The organism is Bdellovibrio sp. ArHS (genome assembly GCF_000786105.1).
Lineage (GTDB): Bacteria > Bdellovibrionota > Bdellovibrionia > Bdellovibrionales > Bdellovibrionaceae > Bdellovibrio.
In genome coordinates this window covers 277,515-293,882 of record NZ_JTEV01000003.1, presented here as the reverse complement: position 1 = coordinate 293,882, position 16,368 = coordinate 277,515, and the positions used below count along the sequence as shown (strand labels likewise).

Sequence of the window (16,368 nt, the reverse complement as noted above, 5' to 3'; positions counted from 1 at the left end):
TTATAGGCTTGCGCCCATTTTTCATTTTCAAAGTAGTATTCCGCCAAGGCGAAGTGCGCTTCACCGACAAACGGCGAATTGGGATAGCCGCGAGTCAGCTGTTCGTAATATTGCGCCCCTTTTTTAACCTCACCCAACTCGAAGTAGTTGTAGCCCAGGAAGAAAAGCGCCTGACTGTTTTTTTCGTCGCGTGGGAAGTCTCTTTGGAACCACTCGTAAAGTTGCACCGCTTTTTTGTTGTATTCACGGGCATCGGCTGTATCCAGACGAGGTTTCTTTTTCGTTTTTCCGGCTTGGAATGCGCGAAGTTTCGCGTCGTATTCATCCTGTTTGCGTGAATCGATCAGGCTGGCTTTTTCAACGTAAAGTTCTGCCAGACGCAACCACAGCTCGCCGCGATTGGGACTGGTTTTGAATTTTTGCGTCAGCTTGTAAAGTTCCTGAATCTGTTGATCCAAAACGCGTTCGTATTGGGCCTGCTCACTGCTGGCACCTGAAGACTCGTGTTTCATGATCTCGGAAGAACGTGGTGGCTTGACTGACTCCAGGTTGTAAGAGCGAACACTTTCTTTAAAGCCTAAATTCGATGCGGGAAGAGACGTGTCTGTCTTCGACATTTGCACGCGCCCGCCCCGGCTGCTTTCGCTGGCTTGCGACAACAGTTCACCCACTGTCTTTTTCTTAACAGTCTTTGTCGTTTTGGTCGTGCTTTGCGCGGACACCGCAGAGCCAAAGCACAATGTGGTAATCAGACTCGGAATAAGAAGTTGATGCCTGTTGAATTTCATAAATTACTCGCAGCTTTGCTTGCCAAGATAGTGATAGTTTCCAACTTCATCGAGCCAGTATTCCCCTTGGAACGGATAATACTCGTATCCATTTTGGATATAGAATTGACGATCAATGTTTTCGTCGATTTGCTCGATATCTTTTCCAGAAATTTTCTTTTTAATGCTTTCTTTACGACCTGTGATCATTTCGTAGCGGATAAAACCGGCCTGTTCGTAAAGGTCGCGAAGTTCCACTCTCATGTTGAGTAGATGAGCCTTCACCATGTCGCCGACTGCAAACTTTGTGTTTTTACCGCGATTCGCAAGAATCTTCAAAGCGTATTGACCCAAAGGAGAAGCGCGGAAAGCAGAATTAGATTCAACCCGTGAGCGCTCCTGATTCAACTTTTCCAGGTAGTGCATAGAACGCTTGACGTCCCCTTGATCCAAAACATTGCGTAGAACAATGTAAGGCAGGCGAAGATTTGCACTCTTATCGGTGGTCTTCATGTAATGGGCCTTTTCTATTTCCGCATAGAAGGCACTGGCCTCATTCGTCGACTTTAAGAAGTCACCGATCTTAGAGCGCACGGGGCCATAAGTTTTTTCAAATAAACTCAAGACCTTTTCCATCTCGTCGTATTTGCAGATATAGAGATAGACGATTGCACGAAGAAGTAAACTCTCCGGCATATAAAAGTCTTCATAATATGCCGAATGGAGAGTTTGGAAATTACTTAAAGCAGAACGGAATCGAGCCGCACGGAGCATGGCCCAACTCTGTTCAAAAACTGCATCGTGCCACATGATCACATCGCGTGGCACCTGCGCATAAGCCTCGATCGAAGCTTCCCAATCCTGCTTTTGATACAAAGCACGAGCTAGGCCCATCTGGGCCGCCACTTTATTTGTATCAGTCACTGGAGCTTTTCTGCGAGCATCTAACATTTTATTGAAAGTTCCGATCGCCAGTGACGGCTGATTTTCTTCCAATTCAGCAAGGCCTTTGTTGTAAAGAGCCTGGAAGTAATAACTGCTTCCGTAACTGACTTTACCGAAAAGTTCCGCAGCTTGGCGGAATTCTCGGGCACGAAGTTTGATCTCTCCCAGACGATAGTTAATCATATCACGCAAATTGCTAGGGAAATCATTCAGGTCCACGCGAGAAATCGCGTAGTTCAAAATCGTGTCGTCACCCAATGTATCAGCCACGATAGAAAGCTTTTCGATAGCCATCTTCGCGTATTTCGGATGCTTTGTACGGATCACATCGACGAACTGGAAAGCCGCTGTTTGATTCAGCTTTAGCTCAATCAGCATTGTTCCCAAAATATATTTGATTTGAGGACGTTCCGCCGCAAGTTCGGGACGACGACTTAACGTAAACAAATTGTTGGCCGCCGCTTCGTACTGACCGCTTTGCGCCATTCGAAGCGCGTTGCTTAATTGATTTTTCAAAGTCGCTTCACGCGTATTGGAATTGTATAATGGCGCCGTCGCGCGCGCGCGCGGCTTGGTATTTTTTCTTTGCGCTGAACTTGTCAAAGGCACAGCCAAACTTGAGGCTATCAGGAGTAGTAATAATTTCTTCATCGGTAACTAGCCTCCGGAAAGAACCAACTCACACCCACGGTGAGGAAGAGGTTGTTAAATGAATTCGTTGAACCGTCGATACCGGTTGCATTAAAGAAATTCCAGCTGAAGTCCCAGCGAATCGCATAAGCTTTGCTCAGAGCAAAGATCTGTCCCGTCGCCAAGTGAATGGTTCCTGCATTTTCCCCGGCTTGTGTATTCGTAGTTCCGTAACCAGCTGACACGTAAAGATCGAAAGGAATGATCTTTTCGTTAAACCAGGTCATCTTGCCGTAAATCGGCACGTACATCACATCCACACCAAAATAGGACTTCGGATAAACCAGGTTCTCGGTCGAAACACCTTGAATATCACGAAGCTCTTCTGTGGACTGGCGGTCGGAACTGGTTAAACCGAAGTAATTGAGTTCAACACCCCAGGTTTCTGTCAGGAAGTAACTGGCTTTCGCCACGCCTCCGAAAGTCAGAAAGAAGGGATCATTAGTGACCGTCGTCAAACCACCGAAAAGCTGAAAACGACCGGTCTTAGGAAGAAAGCGCCTTTGAATGACGGAAACTTCTTGGAAAGGAGACAGCGTACCCAGGCCTGAAAAATCGGTCAGAGTATTGTCACGCGGAGAGGTTTCAGAATATCCCGGAGCCGAGTTCGAAATCGGGTTCTGCTTCGGAGCGGATCTGTCGATCTCAAGCTCAATCACATCAAGTTCATCGGCTTCAACCGACTGCGCATACACCCCGCCCGGAAGGATCAGGGAGAGGAGCAAAATCACTTTCGTCAAATTCTTATGCAACATCTGCTAACTCCTCTTAAAACAAGTACGACAAACCCACATCAAGGTTCGTCGTTAATGTTACGCGCTCTTCGAAGTCCGAGTAATCAGGAACGGGCTCGTTGGGTTTTAAATGTCCTGCTAAGAACGGTACCGGCGCCTGATTGGCATAAAGTCGAAGGTCAAATCTTAGCGACCAATTTTTGGTAAAATAGAACTTTTGCCCCAGACCGAGGGCTACAGCGGGATAAGTCTTGTGAACATACTTCACGACACCCGCTGAAGCGGATCCATAGAGAAGGGTGTTTAAAACAAGAGATTTGGAAAGACTCATTTTACCGTAAAACGCCTTGAGATTATAATCGAGCATCGCCGTCAGCTCTGGCGAAGGCGCCCGGTCAAACTTCAGGTTGAATTCCTGATCCAACTGATTCGCATAGCTGGAAAGACCCGCGAAATTCTTAGCTAACAAAAGCCCCCAAGCACTGGATTCACTGGTGTTGTAGTAAATGCCCAGACCCAACTTGCTGACGTTCGCAATCGGTTCCGTCATCGCATAGCCATAAAAAACATCGGCCTCGAATCGACTTTGAGTGACGACATTGCGATTCTTCACACTGACCGGTTTATCGAAAACAGGCAGCACAGATTCTTGCGCCAGTTCTTCTGGCGGTAGCTCAATCACTTCCGCAGCAAAGGCCGCCTTATGAAGTAGCAAGGCAAGAACAATTATCGCGACGGCTTTGAAACCATTTTTCAGCATGAATACCTACCTAGAGGAAAAGGCCCCATATTTATAGATGTAATCACAAACTTCTCGAACAGCCCCACATCCACCGGGTCTGCGAGTCACGTAATCAGCAATTTCCAAAACTTCATCAACAGCTTCCGGAACCGTGGCGCCGAAAGCGACTGCCTGCAAAAGTGGAATGTCGAAAATGTCATCCCCGACATAAGCCATTTCCTCAGGATTCAATCCCGATTCTTTTTGCAATTGTAAGAAAGAGGGTTCTTTGTCGAGAGCCCCCTCGAATAGAAAATGAATTCCCAGGGATTTCACGCGGGCGCGAATATCTTCCGCTTTACTGCCGGTGATGACCGCGACTTTATAGCCCGCCTCCATGATGCGTTTTATACCCACGCCATCACGAACAGAATAAAAACGGCGCCATTCTTTGCCGTCAAACCACATGCGAGTGTCCGTTAAAACGCCATCCACATCGAGGACCAACATCTTGATATTTTTCAGTTTTGATATTTCTAGTGTCACAGAATCATTGTTGAAAATTATAGACAAGGCGGCAAGTGCCCTACCTTGATACAGGACTTAGGGACGTGACAACCTCCCGACGTTAGTCCTGCTAGCTCCTTTACAAACCTAAAGATCGGGAATGTTCCTGGTCGGCGCTCAACCATGATTGCAGATGTGCTGGCACGGCCGGTGAACTCACTTCCAGATTCAAAGCTTTCAAAAGATCTTGAGGAGCCACCAAGCCTCCCTTTTTTGCAAGAAAGCGAGCGCGAATCATTCCCACTGCCATCACTTCTCCCCGACTGGTAAACTTATGCTCAAGATAAAGGTACTTTTCATCCCAGGCTATCAGGCGCGTACGCAGTTCAAATTTTTGGAAAGGCTGCAAAGATCTGCGAAAACGGATGGTTTCGGAAGCCACCACGGGATACCAGCCATTCGCCGAAATTATTTTGGCGGCACCTGCCCGAATCATATAGTCCACGCGGGCCAAGTCCTGCAGGGAAAGATAAACACCATTATTCATATGCATAAGAACGTCGAGATCGGTGGGCCACACTCGGAAAGGCGTCGCACATTCGTCCATGATTCCGACTGTCTTACGAAAGCGGGAAAATAAAAAGATATGCATCAAACGAAAGAACAAATTCATACTCACCTCACCAAAGGGTCCACAGCCGTATAGAGACGCCGTTTGGACTCCTGAAATGAATTTGACTCAAGGGCTTAAGAGTGGTCAAGTGAGCCTTATAAACCCTGGACGAGGTGTTCATGAAAAATCGTTGGCTGTTATTGGCGACAATCCCGCTGCTTCTTATCTCATGTACAAAAAAAGAAGACACCTCACTCCGTACTCAACCCATCCCCTCAGAACTTGTTGTGGGTACAGATGCGGCCTATGCCCCTTTTGAAAGTGAAAACGCAGATAAATCTGTCGAGGGCTTTGACATCGACATCATTCACGCCGTGGCTGACAGAGCGGGATTCAAGATAAAAATCGTGAATACGCCGTGGGAAGGTCTGTTTAGTCAGTTGGCTTCCGGCGACCGGGATATTCTTATTTCCGCGATCACCATCAACAGTGAAAGAAAAAAAGTGATGGATTTTTCGGAACCTTACTTCGAAGCCGTGCAACTGATTGCCCTGCCCGTAAAGTCTAAGGTCACCAAATTCGTCGAACTGAAAGATCTCAAGGTCGGGGTTCAAACTGGAACAACGGGGGATGAGGTCATAAGTGACCTTCTGGGTAAAACCAATCCGAATATCAAACGTTTCGAAGGGACGCCTTTGGCGCTGCAAGAACTTGTAAACGGTGGCGTCGACGCTGTCGTCGCAGATAACGGTGTGATCGACAACTTCCTGGCAAATAACGCCAAGACTTTTAAAACTGTCGCAGACCCTAGCTTTTCAAAAGAACATTACGGGATTGCTGTAAAAAAAGGGAACTCCGAGCTTTTAAAGAAAATCAATGACGCCCTTCAGGCGCTTAAAAAAGACGGAACCTACCAGAAAATCCATAGCAAGTATTTCGGAAAGAAGTAAGTCATGTTCGCATGGTTTCGTACCGATATTATCGTCGAATACATGCCGCTCTTCCTAAGAGGTCTTTGGACGACCCTGGCCTTAACTGCGATCGGAATTTTTTTTGGAACGATTCTGGGTTTGCTGCTCGGAATGGGGAAGATCGCCCAGGCCGAACACGGTCCTTGGCGCTGGCCGCTTAGACTTTTTATTAAAACTCCTTCGCAAATTTACATCTCGTTTTTTCGCGGGACGCCTCTTTTCGTGCAAATTCTTCTGATTCATTTCGCCTTGGTTCCTCTGCTTATTCACCCCGATTCAGGGCTTCTTTTCAGCGGCGACACGGCTCTGTACCTGAAACGGGAGCACGGAGCCTTACTGTCAGGGGCATTGGCCCTCAGTTTAAACTCTGCCGCCTACATTGCCGAAATCTTCCGGGCAGGGATTCAATCTATTGATCGCGGACAAACGGAAGCCGCTAGATCGTTGGGTCTGAATTACTATCAAACCATGAAGCACATAGTGATTCCTCAGGCGTTTCGTCGCATGCTTCCGCCTTTAGGCAACGAAGCCATCACCCTGTTAAAAGATTCATCTTTAGTGTCGGCTATCGGTTTGGCTGAACTGTCCTATGCCGCAAGAACTGCGGCTGGCGCCTATGCTCGCTATTGGGAGCCTTATCTTTTTATCTCCTTGATCTATTTGATTATCACCATGGGCATGTCTTATATTGTCCACCGTCTTGAAAGAAAGTATCAATCTGCATGATTCAGGTGAAACGGCTGCAAAAATATTTTGGCGATCGTCAGGTACTGAAAAATGTCAGCTGCGAAATCAAAGATAACGAAGTCGTGTGTATCATCGGCCCTTCGGGCTCGGGTAAAAGTACTTTTCTTCGCTGCCTCAATGCACTGGAAAGCGCTCAAGGGGGAACTATTCAAGTCGATGATTTTGAGGTTACCGATCCCCAAACCGATTTGAACAAACTTCGCACCTATGCGGGAATGGTTTTTCAGCGCTTCAACTTATTTCCCCATATGACGGTGCTGGAAAACATCTGTCTATCTCCGATGGAGGTGAAAAAGACTTCACGCGAGGAAACCGCACAAAAAGCGCGTGAACTTCTAAAGCGCGTCGGCTTAAGTGAAAAAGAAAATGCGTTTCCCCAACAGCTTTCTGGAGGACAACAACAACGTGTCGCCATCGCTCGCGCTTTGGCGATGGAACCGCAAGTGCTCTTATTTGATGAACCAACCTCGGCCCTAGATCCCGAGATGGTCGGCGAAGTTTTGGACGTGATCAAAGCTTTGGCCCATAGCGGACGGACGCTGATCGTTGTCACTCACGAAATGGGCTTTGCTAAACAGGTCGCAGACCGTGTTTTCTTTATGGACGACGGACAAATTCTTGAAGAGGGCTCCCCTAAAGATCTTTTTGAAAATCCACAAAACGAACGGACCAAATTTTTTCTGAGCAAAATTCTTAAATAACTTTGCCCATTCACTTCGAAGAGTTCAAAGATTTCGAAGATCTCAGAATCAGATAAAGTATACTGATGAAGCCAAGCACCCCGAAACCGAGAACGTAAACTGCGCGCGGAAAAAAGAAAAGAAGCGCCACAGACACCGTCGTAGCCAGAACAGGAATTAGGGGCAGTCGGCCTAGAGACAAAGGAACTTTAAAGGGCCGGTTTTTTTTCGGCGCGGTAAAGCGCAAGTGAATTAAAGACAGATTGATGATGCTAAAAGCAATCATCGTCGCAAACGAAGACGCACTGGCGACGACCTCAATTCCGCCGGAAGGCAAGAGCGCCATTGCCAGAACAAACACAGCTATCGCACCTGTCCAAGGTGTGTCCCGCCGAGGTGAAAGCTTGGCAAAAACTGCTGGCAAATCTTTTTCTCGCGCCATACTGAAAATGATTCGACTGGTGGAAATCATCGAGATCAAAACTGTGTTTGCCGTTGAAAATAAAGCGATGCCTCCCAAGGCCTTGGGAACCCAGGTGGCCGCATTTTTCGTCAAATCACTCAAGGGCGCATTACTAAGCCCCAGTTCTTCGGGCGTTCCCAGCGCTAACGCAGCCAAACTGACCAACAGGTAAAGGGCCGTGGAGACAAGAAGGCTGATGATGATGCCTTTGGGTAAATCTTTTTCGGGAGTCTTGGACTCTTCGACCAAGTTCACAATATTTTCAAAACCGAAATAAGCAAAAATCACCAGCGCCGCGCCGGAAACAATCGTGCCTTCCCATTTTACATTTGAAAGAGCTTCGCCAAAGCTTGGAGATTGCACCCCGATCCAAACAAAGATGAGCAACCCCAGAATTTCGATCAATGTGAAGACGACATTCACCCAACTGGATTCCTTGATTCCCAGAATATTGATGGAGGTAAAAACTCCCAAAAGCAATAATGCCGTTAAAAACTGCGGCATTTGAAAAAACTGATGAAGATAACCGGAAAATGCGATGGCCACGGTGGTGGCCGTGCTGAAGCCAGCAAATATCATTAACGAGCCACAGAGCATCGCCAGATAAGGCCACTGGGGAAATATATTTTTTAAATAGATGTATTCTCCGCCTGTCTTCGGAAACATGGTGGCAAGTTCTGCGTACGACAGCGCCGTCATCGAGGCGCACAAAGCGGCCAACAGGAAGCTCAACCACAAACCATTTCCGGCGATTCCGCCCGCCTTGCCAATCACCGAATAGATCCCCGCGCCCAGAATCATACCCGTTCCGTAAAAAGTCAGATGCATCAAGCTGAGTGATTTCTTCATAAAACCACCGTAGCATACGAGGCCTGGAAAAACGAGTTCTACTCGAAGGACCGCATTTGCCAAGTGCCATTTTATTGGACCCCGGTCGTCATCTCTTGACCGGAAAGTTCGCCCGCGCAAAGGTGTTTAAATGACATCATACAACGCGCTTATTGAAAAATCGAAGAGCTGGCTTACGAATGACGTGTACCCACTGTGGTCCACCACGGGAATTGATAAATCGAAGGGCGGCTTTATCGAGAACATCTCGTTTGATGGTTCCCCCATGGATGTTCCCCGCCGTTCCATGGTGCAAGCGCGACAAATGTATTCTTTTGTTACCGGAGCCAATCTAGGGGTTTGTGACAAACCTCTTGCTCATTCTCTTGTGGAAATGGGCGGACGTTATCTGATGGCTAACTATTCAGCTTCGTCTGGCGCATTTATTCATTCTATTAATTTGGATGGCTCACCGAAAAGTTCCAACCCGGATCTATATACGGAAGCCTTCGCTCTTTTCGCTTTAGCACAAGCCTATATCGTGAATCCTCGTCCGGAAATCAAAGAACGCGCAAAAGCTTTGGTAAAGTATCTGCATCGTGAACGCGCAGTCTCTGGCGGAGGTTTCACGGAAATGGACGAGAAGGGCACTTTGTCCTATAAGTCCAATCCACACATGCACATGTTCGAATCGGCAATTGCCTGGATGCAAATCGACAAAGATGCCGAATGGAAAGAGCTGGGTCAAAACATCATCTCTTTATGTTTGAATAAGTTCATCGATCCTGAATCTGGAGTTCTTGGCGAGTATTTTGATAAAGATTGGAATCACTTGCGTGAAAAAGATCTTTTCATCTACGAGCCGGGCCACCAATATGAATGGGCTTGGCTGATGTCTTTGTATGAGGGTTTGACTGGGCAAGATTTGCAGTCAGTTCGTCACAACCTGTTCTTACTGGCGGAAAAACACGGCACTTCACGCACGCGCAAAGTCGTCTTTGACGAAATGTGGAGCAACTACACTCCCAAAACCTTGTCGTCCCGTTTCTGGCCTCAATGCGAAAGAATCAAAGCGGCATGTCGTCTGGGAACAGAAGTCGCTGCTGATAAAAAAGACATCTACGCCCACGCCGCAGATGAGGCGATGGAAACTCTGTTCAAGTTTTTCCAAACACCTCTGCGTGGAACCTGGTATGACATGCTTTCAGATAAAGACGAATTCAGTGGCACTTTTGCCAAGGCCAGTTCGCTGTATCACATTGTCAATGCTATGGAAGAATACATCAACCTGCGACCCCGTCTGTAGGGATCAACGAACTTTTGCTTTCAACAAGTCTTGAACATGAAGGATTCCGACCGGCTTTTTAGGAGTGGCGGAATCTTTATCCAGTACAAAAAGCATGTTGATCTGAAACTGCTCCATAACGAATAACGCTTTTTCGGCAAATTCGTTCGCGTCGATGGTTCGCGGACTTGTCGTCATCAAATCTTTGGCGGTTCCCGTCAAAGGGTCATCGCTCTTTTCAAGACGGCGACGAATCTGACCATCGGTAATGACTCCGACCAAATCGCCTTTTTCATCCACGACGCCGGCGGCACCGCGAACATCTTTATGAGTCATGGCCGAAAACACCTGGCGCAAAGGAGCATCCAGTCCCACCGTGGGCAACGCTTCGCCAAAATGCATGACATCGCTGACTCGCGTGAGCAAACGATATCCCAAACTTCCTCCGGGATGAAACTCTGCAAAGTCCTGCGAACTGAAGCCTTTTTCTGTCATAACTGCCATCGCCACAGCGTCACCCATGGCCAAAGTGGCCGTACTACTTGCGGTCGGCGCTAGATTTAAAGGACAGGCTTCTTCCGAAACATAGACATTCAAAGTGACCTGAGCGGCCTTTGCCAAAGAAGAACCTGGTTTCCCTGTGAGAGCGATCATTGGAATGGATTTTCTTGCGACATATTTAAGAATGCCCGTAAATTCGGGAGATTCTCCGCCATAGGAAATAGCGATGACGACGTCTTTGCTTTCGACAATGCCCAGGTCACCGTGTGAACTTTCCGCGGGATGAAGGAAAACCGCGGGAGTTCCCGTGGAAGAAAAAGTGCTCGCAAGCTTGCGGGCGATCTGTCCTGACTTTCCCATTCCCGTCAATATCAGTTTGCCCTGACAGTCTTTGATCATCTGCACAGCTTTTTCGAAATCAACACCGATGCGATCGCGCAAACCCAAGATGGCTTGCGCTTCCACTTCCAAAACCTTAAGACCTTGCTGAACTACCTTAGACATTGCCAAGACCTCTCTTACTTCTTCTTCAAACTCGCTTTTACGAAATGCACAAACAAAGGATGCGGTTCCAACGGTTTGGATTTAAATTCCGGGTGATATTGCACCCCAATGAACCATGGATGATCCGGAAGCTCGACGATTTCGACCAGGTCTCGCTCTTTGCAGATTCCCGAAGCGATCATTCCATTTTTTTCGAAAAGAGCTTTGTATTTGTTGTTAAACTCAAAACGGTGGCGGTGACGTTCCATGATGTTTGACGCCTTATAAACAGAATGCGCGCGCGTACCGGATACAAGATGACATGGGAAAGCGCCTAAGCGCATCGTTCCACCTTTGTTGACGATGCCTCGCTGCTCAACCATCGTGTCGATGACGAAGTTACCACTGCGTTTTGTTTCCGCGTGAAATTCGCGGCTGGTCGCATCTTTAATGCCACAAACATTGCGCGCGAACTCGATCGCTGAAAGCTGCATACCAAAACAGATTCCGAAGAAGGGAATTCTTTTTTCACGGGCATATTTAATCGCCGTGATCTTTCCCTCAACGCCACGAGTCCCAAAACCACCGGGGACAAGAATACCATCCACTTTCCCTAAGAGCTGATGCACGGTTTTGTCGGTCACTTTTTCAGAATCAACGTAGATGATTTCAACACGCGAGTTATTAGCAATACCACCGTGAACCAGGGCTTCGTGCAAAGATTTGTAGGATTCTTTTAAATCCACATATTTTCCCACCACACCGATTTTCACCGTGTGCGCCGGATTGCTCAAAACCTTCACCAGATTTTGCCAGCCTTTAAGAGTAGGCTTGGACGAACCCAACCCCAACCTTGCCACAATCAATTCATCCAATTTTTCACGATGCAAAGCCAACGGAACTTCATAAATGAAGCGGCTGTCCTGAGCGGCAATAACGTTTTCTGACTTCACTGAACAGAAAAGACCGATCTTCCCTTTTAAATTGTCATCAATCACTTTTTCACTGCGACAAACCAAGAAGTCGGGTTGCAGACCGATTTCACGAAGTTCTTTGACGGAATGTTGGGTCGGCTTTGATTTTAATTCCCCGGCTGCTGCTATGTAAGGAACATACGTCACATGTACCAGCACAGAGTTTTCCTGGCCGACATCCAGGCGCATCTGACGGATGGCTTCTAAGAATGGCTGACCTTCGATATCCCCGACGGTCCCACCGATTTCGACCAGGATGATTTCACTGCCCTGAGCCGCTTCGTAGATACGTGCTTTGATTTCTTCCGTGATGTGCGGAATGACCTGCACCGTTCCGCCCAAGTAATCACCACGACGTTCGCGTGCTAGGACCGTGTCATAAATCTGGCCTGTGGAAACTGAGTTTGTTCTGTTCATCACCGCAGATGTGAAACGTTCGTAGTGGCCCAAATCCAGGTCCGTCTCGGCCCCGTCCTCGGTGACATAGACTTCCCCATGTTGAAAAGGAGACATCGTGCCCGGATCCACGTTCAAATAAGGATCAAATTTCATGATCGTCACACGGTGGCCACGGGCTTCCAGCAAAGAGCCTAAGCTTGCCGCCGTCAGTCCTTTACCAATCGAGGAAACTACGCCCCCGGTGACAAAGATGAATTTTTGTTTCAAAGCTTTTTTAGTCGACTTCGCGGTCGACACCTTCGTGGTTTTCTTTTTCGCCATTTTGTCTCCTGACGATTATAGCATTTTTGCGAGTCGCGCTAAATCTTCGGGAGTATCCACCCCGACGAGAGCTTCCTTGACCCGGATAACTTTGATTTTTGCACCTAAATACAACGCTCTTAACTGCTCCAGGCTTTCGGCATTTTCGATGAAAGCCGGAGGAGCTGCGCAGAACGTTTTTAAAAATTTTTTCGTGTAAGCATACATTCCTATATGCTTCATACAGCCGTCCAAAGAACCCATGTCTTTGGCAGACTTTCGCGAGTAAGGCATGGCATAACGGCTGAAATAAAGAGCCTCGTCATTTTTATTCAGAACGACCTTCACGGCATTCATCGAGTGCAGCTCTTCCTCACTGATCGGATGCGCCAGTGTTGCCATGTCCAGATTTTTATCCTCAAGGAATACCTGAGCCAGTTTATCAATCAATTCACCGGTCACTTGAGGTTCGTCACCTTGGATGTTCACAACGATATCACATTCGATATTTTGAACGGCTGCATTGATACGATCACTGCCGGTAGGAAGTTCACTGGCCGTCATCACGACTTTGACCCCTGCGGCCTCGGCGGCGGCTTTGATACCTTCGTGATCTGTAGCTACGATAAGCTCACTGATCAGCTTAGACTTTTTGGCGCCTTCAATCGTCCACTGGATCAGAGGTCGACCTTTCAACAGCTCCAGAGGTTTTCCGGGGAAGCGGGTCGATCCGTATCGAGCGGGAATGACGCCAACAATCTTCATGGTTTCACCCAGTTTTCGTACATGTATTCCTCGACCGCGTCTTGGCCTTCTTTTTTTAGAGAGGACACGGCAAAGACGGCGCTCAGGCCTGACATTTTTTTCACTTTGGCCACAGCTTGATTGATGTGGTTGCGAGTCATTTTATCTGCCTTCGTCAAAGCCACGGCCATAGGAAATCCACGGCGATCAGAAAACTTTTTTAGAAGCTCTTCATCCGCGGTCCAATCGCGGCGAATATCCATCACCAACAACAGCCCCACTAGATTTTCCCGAGTCATCAGATACGTCTCGATCATCGCATGCCACTCTTCAATTTCACTGTTAGAGCGAGCCGCGAAACCATAACCCGGCATATCGGTCAGGATGTAGGAATCTTCCATGTTGAAGAAATTCAAAAGACGAGTTTTACCCGGCGTTGAACTCACCTTCGCGACTTTTCCTTTTGCCAGCGCATTTATGAAAGAGGACTTTCCGGCGTTGGAGCGACCGGCGATAGCAACTTCAGCTTTATTATGTAAGGGATAATCTTTTGCCAGGACGGCACTTTTGATGAATTCAATCGTTTTTGGCATAGCTAAGGCTATCAGAGCTCGGCCTTTTTCTCAATTCTGAGAAGGGGGTCCCTCCCTCAATAATCTGGTGAGTCGAAACACCTCTAACCCCATTTAATTCGTTTTAAGCCAGGCGAAGCTCTTGAAGTAGGGCCCTGCCATAACAGGAGGCACAAATGCATCAACCTTTTCTAAAAGTACTCGATGAAAATTCAAGATCCCTTCCCCTGGGCGAGTTCATGACTCTGGGGAAAGACCCTCAATGTCAGATTCCCCTTAATGCCGATCAGATTTCAGATCGCCATGCCCGTCTTGAAAAAAAAGACTCGTATTATCTTATCCGCGATCTGCGCTCAGCCACCGGCACTTATGTCAATGATGCTCGGGTTGTCGAGGCAGTTCTTCAAGATGGCGACATCATCCGTCTTGGCAAAATGGAATTTATCTTCAAAGAAAAAGTCGAGACAGGCGCAGCCTTCCCCCTTTCCAGTCGCAACGAAGTCTGGAACGAAGAATTAAAAACCTTGGGCAACGTCGCCAAAACCGATTTTCCCGTTTTGGTTTTGGGTCCGTCGGGAACAGGAAAAGACGTTATCGCTCAGGCTTTGCATGAAACCAGTGAGCGCCGTCGTGGTCCCTTTGTCAGCGTCAACTGCAGTGCCTTAAGTGAAACTTTGATTGAGAGCGAACTTTTCGGGCACATCAAAGGCTCTTTCACAGGGGCCATCAGTGACCGCAAAGGAGCGTTTGAAGCAGCTCGCTGTGGCACTTTGTTCCTGGACGAAATCGGTGACCTGTCTTACAGCTTGCAAGCCAAACTTCTTCGTGCGCTGGAAAACAACGAAATTCGCCCTGTCGGCGCTGATCGCAATATCAAAACGGACGTGCGTATCATCGCCGCCACCCATCAAAATCTAGGCGAAAAAATTCGTGAAGGGGCTTTCCGTTCTGACCTGTATTTCCGTCTAAATGTCATCACGGTCAGCCCGCCTGCACTGCAATTTCGGATGGAGGATTTCGAGGAGCTTCTGTACAACTTCGCCCGCAAAATGCGCGTGCGTTTTTCTTTCGGCGCTATCGCCCGCTTAAAAAAACACACCTGGCCCGGAAATATCCGTGAACTTAAAAATCTGGTCAGTCGTGCGGCGGCTTTATATCCCCGCGAACACATCATGGAAAGTCATATTGAAAAACTTTTGGATCGCACATTTTTAGAGCCAAATGAAAGACCGGTTAACGATATTCCGGTGATTAAGGAGATCGAAAAGCAGATGATTATTAAAAGACTGACAGCAAATCGCGGCAATCAGCGTCGTACCGCGCAGGATCTGGGAATGCCGAAAAGCACTCTTCACGATAGACTGAAATACTACAACATCGATATCACAAATTTTAAGGCTTTATAATCGCGGTTTTGATGAAGATCCTGCGCACGTAACCTTTCGTCAGGATCTTATTCACCTCTTTGCGCAATCGTTCGCAAAGAAGTTGTTTTCCCTCCCCTGAGGCTGCCTGATCGTAGGTCGTTTCTTCGATCGTTCTCAGGAACAAATCTTCCACTTCAGGTTCACGGTCTTTGATTTCAACAACGACTTCAGAGGCCGTGCCTTCCACATAGAATTCAAAGGCACCCATTGGGTTGGGCCCGGATTCAGAGGAGCGCTTGAGATTCACGACCATTTTTTTCATCAGAAGAATATTCTGGGCCGTGCGCGTGGAATCATAAAACGATTCCATTTCGGCCTTGGGATCATAGTGATATTTGCTCTGAGCCCATTCTGAAAAAGAACCGATGAATAATTCCTGTTCATGTGGAATCAAACCTTTGGTCACCGTCCGATAAATTAAAAATGCGGAAACTCCGGTCACTAAAATTAAGCCGACAAAAGCCAACTTCTTAACTAAGCTAAACTGTTTGAAGGCCGCCAAACCGGTTCCTATCCCGGCTTGCATCCCCTTCGCTTTCTTCTTGGACCAGGCCAAAAAAGAAGGCCCTGCATTTTTTAGATTCTGAATCGCCTGCTCTTTCCACTTAATCCAACTTAAGCGAAGAACGGTGCGTTTCATTTTAATTCGGTAGGAAATTTTCGGCAGGAAAGGAAGAAGCTTGAAGACTTTTTGCCGCAGGCCTGTGGACCGCTGCCAAAGTTTTATTTCTTCTTCCAGAGTGTATTCGAGTTCAACACCCTCTTCATAAATTGCATTTAAAGGATCGTCGGGACCGATTTCGCCCAAGGCTTTTGCAAACTCGGGATCTTCGTTGGCAATAATTTCATCTAAGGAATCCAGAGATAGGACGTCCTCTGCTTCCCCTTCGGGAGCATTGTCCTTTTTTTCATCCTCAACTTTGGTCGTGCTTTCGTTATCTGCCAAGCCCCACTCCCAAGACGATTGTAAGAAAAGAACCAAATACGTCGCAAGAACAATTTATAAACAGAAGGGCA

17 protein-coding genes are annotated in these 16,368 nt (G+C 47.5%); 5 read left to right on the top strand and 12 right to left on the bottom strand.

All coding sequences use genetic code 11. The features are described 5' to 3' along the window. The 6 genes from OM95_RS02230 to OM95_RS02205 form a co-directional block, all read right to left on the bottom strand. Positions 1-788, bottom strand: a 788-nt coding sequence (locus OM95_RS02230) for a tetratricopeptide repeat protein (RefSeq protein WP_041869779.1), incomplete at its 3' end; no start/stop codon positions are given. A 3-nt stretch (positions 789-791) separates the two neighbouring features. Continuing rightward, a complete protein-coding gene (locus tag OM95_RS02225; protein WP_041869775.1) occupies positions 792-2,363 on the bottom strand; it encodes a tetratricopeptide repeat protein in 1,572 nt (523 codons plus the stop codon). After that, positions 2,360-3,157, bottom strand: a complete 798-nt coding sequence (locus tag OM95_RS02220; RefSeq protein WP_041869774.1) for an outer membrane beta-barrel domain-containing protein — start codon at positions 3,155-3,157, stop codon at positions 2,360-2,362. The genes OM95_RS02225 and OM95_RS02220 overlap by 4 nt, the downstream gene beginning before the upstream one ends. A 13-nt stretch (positions 3,158-3,170) precedes the next feature. Continuing rightward, on the bottom strand, positions 3,171-3,896 hold the full coding sequence (locus tag OM95_RS02215) for an outer membrane beta-barrel domain-containing protein (protein ID WP_041869773.1): 726 nt from the start codon (positions 3,894-3,896) through the stop codon (positions 3,171-3,173). 6 nt (positions 3,897-3,902) lie between these two features. Then, entirely contained in the window at positions 3,903-4,367 is a 465-nt protein-coding gene (locus OM95_RS02210) for an HAD-IIIA family hydrolase (protein WP_291515460.1), read from the bottom strand. A 136-nt stretch (positions 4,368-4,503) separates the two neighbouring features. Then, complete coding sequence (locus OM95_RS02205) at positions 4,504-5,037, bottom strand: thioesterase family protein (protein ID WP_041869771.1); 534 nt, start codon at positions 5,035-5,037, stop codon at positions 4,504-4,506. 119 nt (positions 5,038-5,156) lie between these two features. Here OM95_RS02205 and OM95_RS02200 point away from each other — a divergent pair, with 119 nt between their 5' ends. Genes OM95_RS02200 through OM95_RS02190 form a run of 3 tightly spaced genes read left to right on the top strand, consistent with a single transcriptional unit; the run spans position 5,157 to position 7,396 of the window. Beyond that, positions 5,157-5,927: a basic amino acid ABC transporter substrate-binding protein gene (locus tag OM95_RS02200; RefSeq protein ID WP_041869769.1), complete on the top strand. Its 771-nt coding sequence runs from the start codon at positions 5,157-5,159 to the stop codon at positions 5,925-5,927. A 3-nt stretch (positions 5,928-5,930) separates the two neighbouring features. Next, the gene (locus OM95_RS02195) at positions 5,931-6,674 is read left to right on the top strand and encodes an amino acid ABC transporter permease (protein ID WP_041869768.1); all 744 of its coding nucleotides are present in this window, start codon (positions 5,931-5,933) and stop codon (positions 6,672-6,674) included. Beyond that, positions 6,671-7,396, top strand: coding sequence for an amino acid ABC transporter ATP-binding protein (locus OM95_RS02190; protein WP_041869765.1), 726 nt, complete (start codon positions 6,671-6,673; stop codon positions 7,394-7,396). The genes OM95_RS02195 and OM95_RS02190 overlap by 4 nt, the downstream gene beginning before the upstream one ends. 10 nt (positions 7,397-7,406) lie before the next feature. On the opposite strand, the gene OM95_RS02185 is transcribed toward OM95_RS02190, so the two are convergent. Further along, positions 7,407-8,687 carry an APC family permease gene (locus tag OM95_RS02185; RefSeq protein WP_291515459.1) on the bottom strand — a complete coding sequence of 427 codons (1,281 nt, stop codon included), beginning with the start codon at positions 8,685-8,687 and terminating at the stop codon, positions 7,407-7,409. 130 nt (positions 8,688-8,817) lie between these two features. On the opposite strand from OM95_RS02185, the gene OM95_RS02180 reads away from it, so the two are divergent. Then, a complete protein-coding gene (locus OM95_RS02180; protein WP_041869764.1) occupies positions 8,818-9,972 on the top strand; it encodes an AGE family epimerase/isomerase in 1,155 nt (384 codons plus the stop codon). Positions 9,973-9,975: 3 nt separating this feature from the next. Here OM95_RS02180 and OM95_RS02175 read toward each other — a convergent pair whose 3' ends face one another. From OM95_RS02175 to yihA, 4 genes are all read right to left on the bottom strand, one after another. After that, a complete protein-coding gene (locus OM95_RS02175) occupies positions 9,976-10,956 on the bottom strand; it encodes a KpsF/GutQ family sugar-phosphate isomerase (RefSeq protein WP_041869761.1) in 981 nt (326 codons plus the stop codon). 14 nt (positions 10,957-10,970) lie between these two features. Next, a complete protein-coding gene (locus OM95_RS02170) occupies positions 10,971-12,575 on the bottom strand; it encodes a CTP synthase (RefSeq protein WP_041869880.1) in 1,605 nt (534 codons plus the stop codon). Between the two features lie 69 nt (positions 12,576-12,644). Further along, positions 12,645-13,373, bottom strand: coding sequence for a 3-deoxy-manno-octulosonate cytidylyltransferase (gene kdsB, locus OM95_RS02165; RefSeq protein WP_041869760.1), 729 nt, complete (start codon positions 13,371-13,373; stop codon positions 12,645-12,647). Further along, positions 13,370-13,945: a ribosome biogenesis GTP-binding protein YihA/YsxC gene (gene yihA / locus OM95_RS02160; protein WP_041869757.1), complete on the bottom strand. Its 576-nt coding sequence runs from the start codon at positions 13,943-13,945 to the stop codon at positions 13,370-13,372. The genes kdsB and yihA overlap by 4 nt, the downstream gene beginning before the upstream one ends. Positions 13,946-14,100: 155 nt before the next feature. Between yihA and OM95_RS02155 the strand changes: the two genes are divergently transcribed. Next, complete coding sequence (locus tag OM95_RS02155; protein ID WP_041869755.1) at positions 14,101-15,330, top strand: sigma 54-interacting transcriptional regulator; 1,230 nt, start codon at positions 14,101-14,103, stop codon at positions 15,328-15,330. On the opposite strand, the gene OM95_RS02150 is transcribed toward OM95_RS02155, so the two are convergent. Further along, the gene (locus tag OM95_RS02150; RefSeq protein ID WP_041869753.1) at positions 15,317-16,297 is read right to left on the bottom strand and encodes a flagellar basal body-associated FliL family protein; all 981 of its coding nucleotides are present in this window, start codon (positions 16,295-16,297) and stop codon (positions 15,317-15,319) included. The genes OM95_RS02155 and OM95_RS02150 overlap by 14 nt on opposite strands. Positions 16,298-16,368 lie beyond the last annotated feature (71 nt).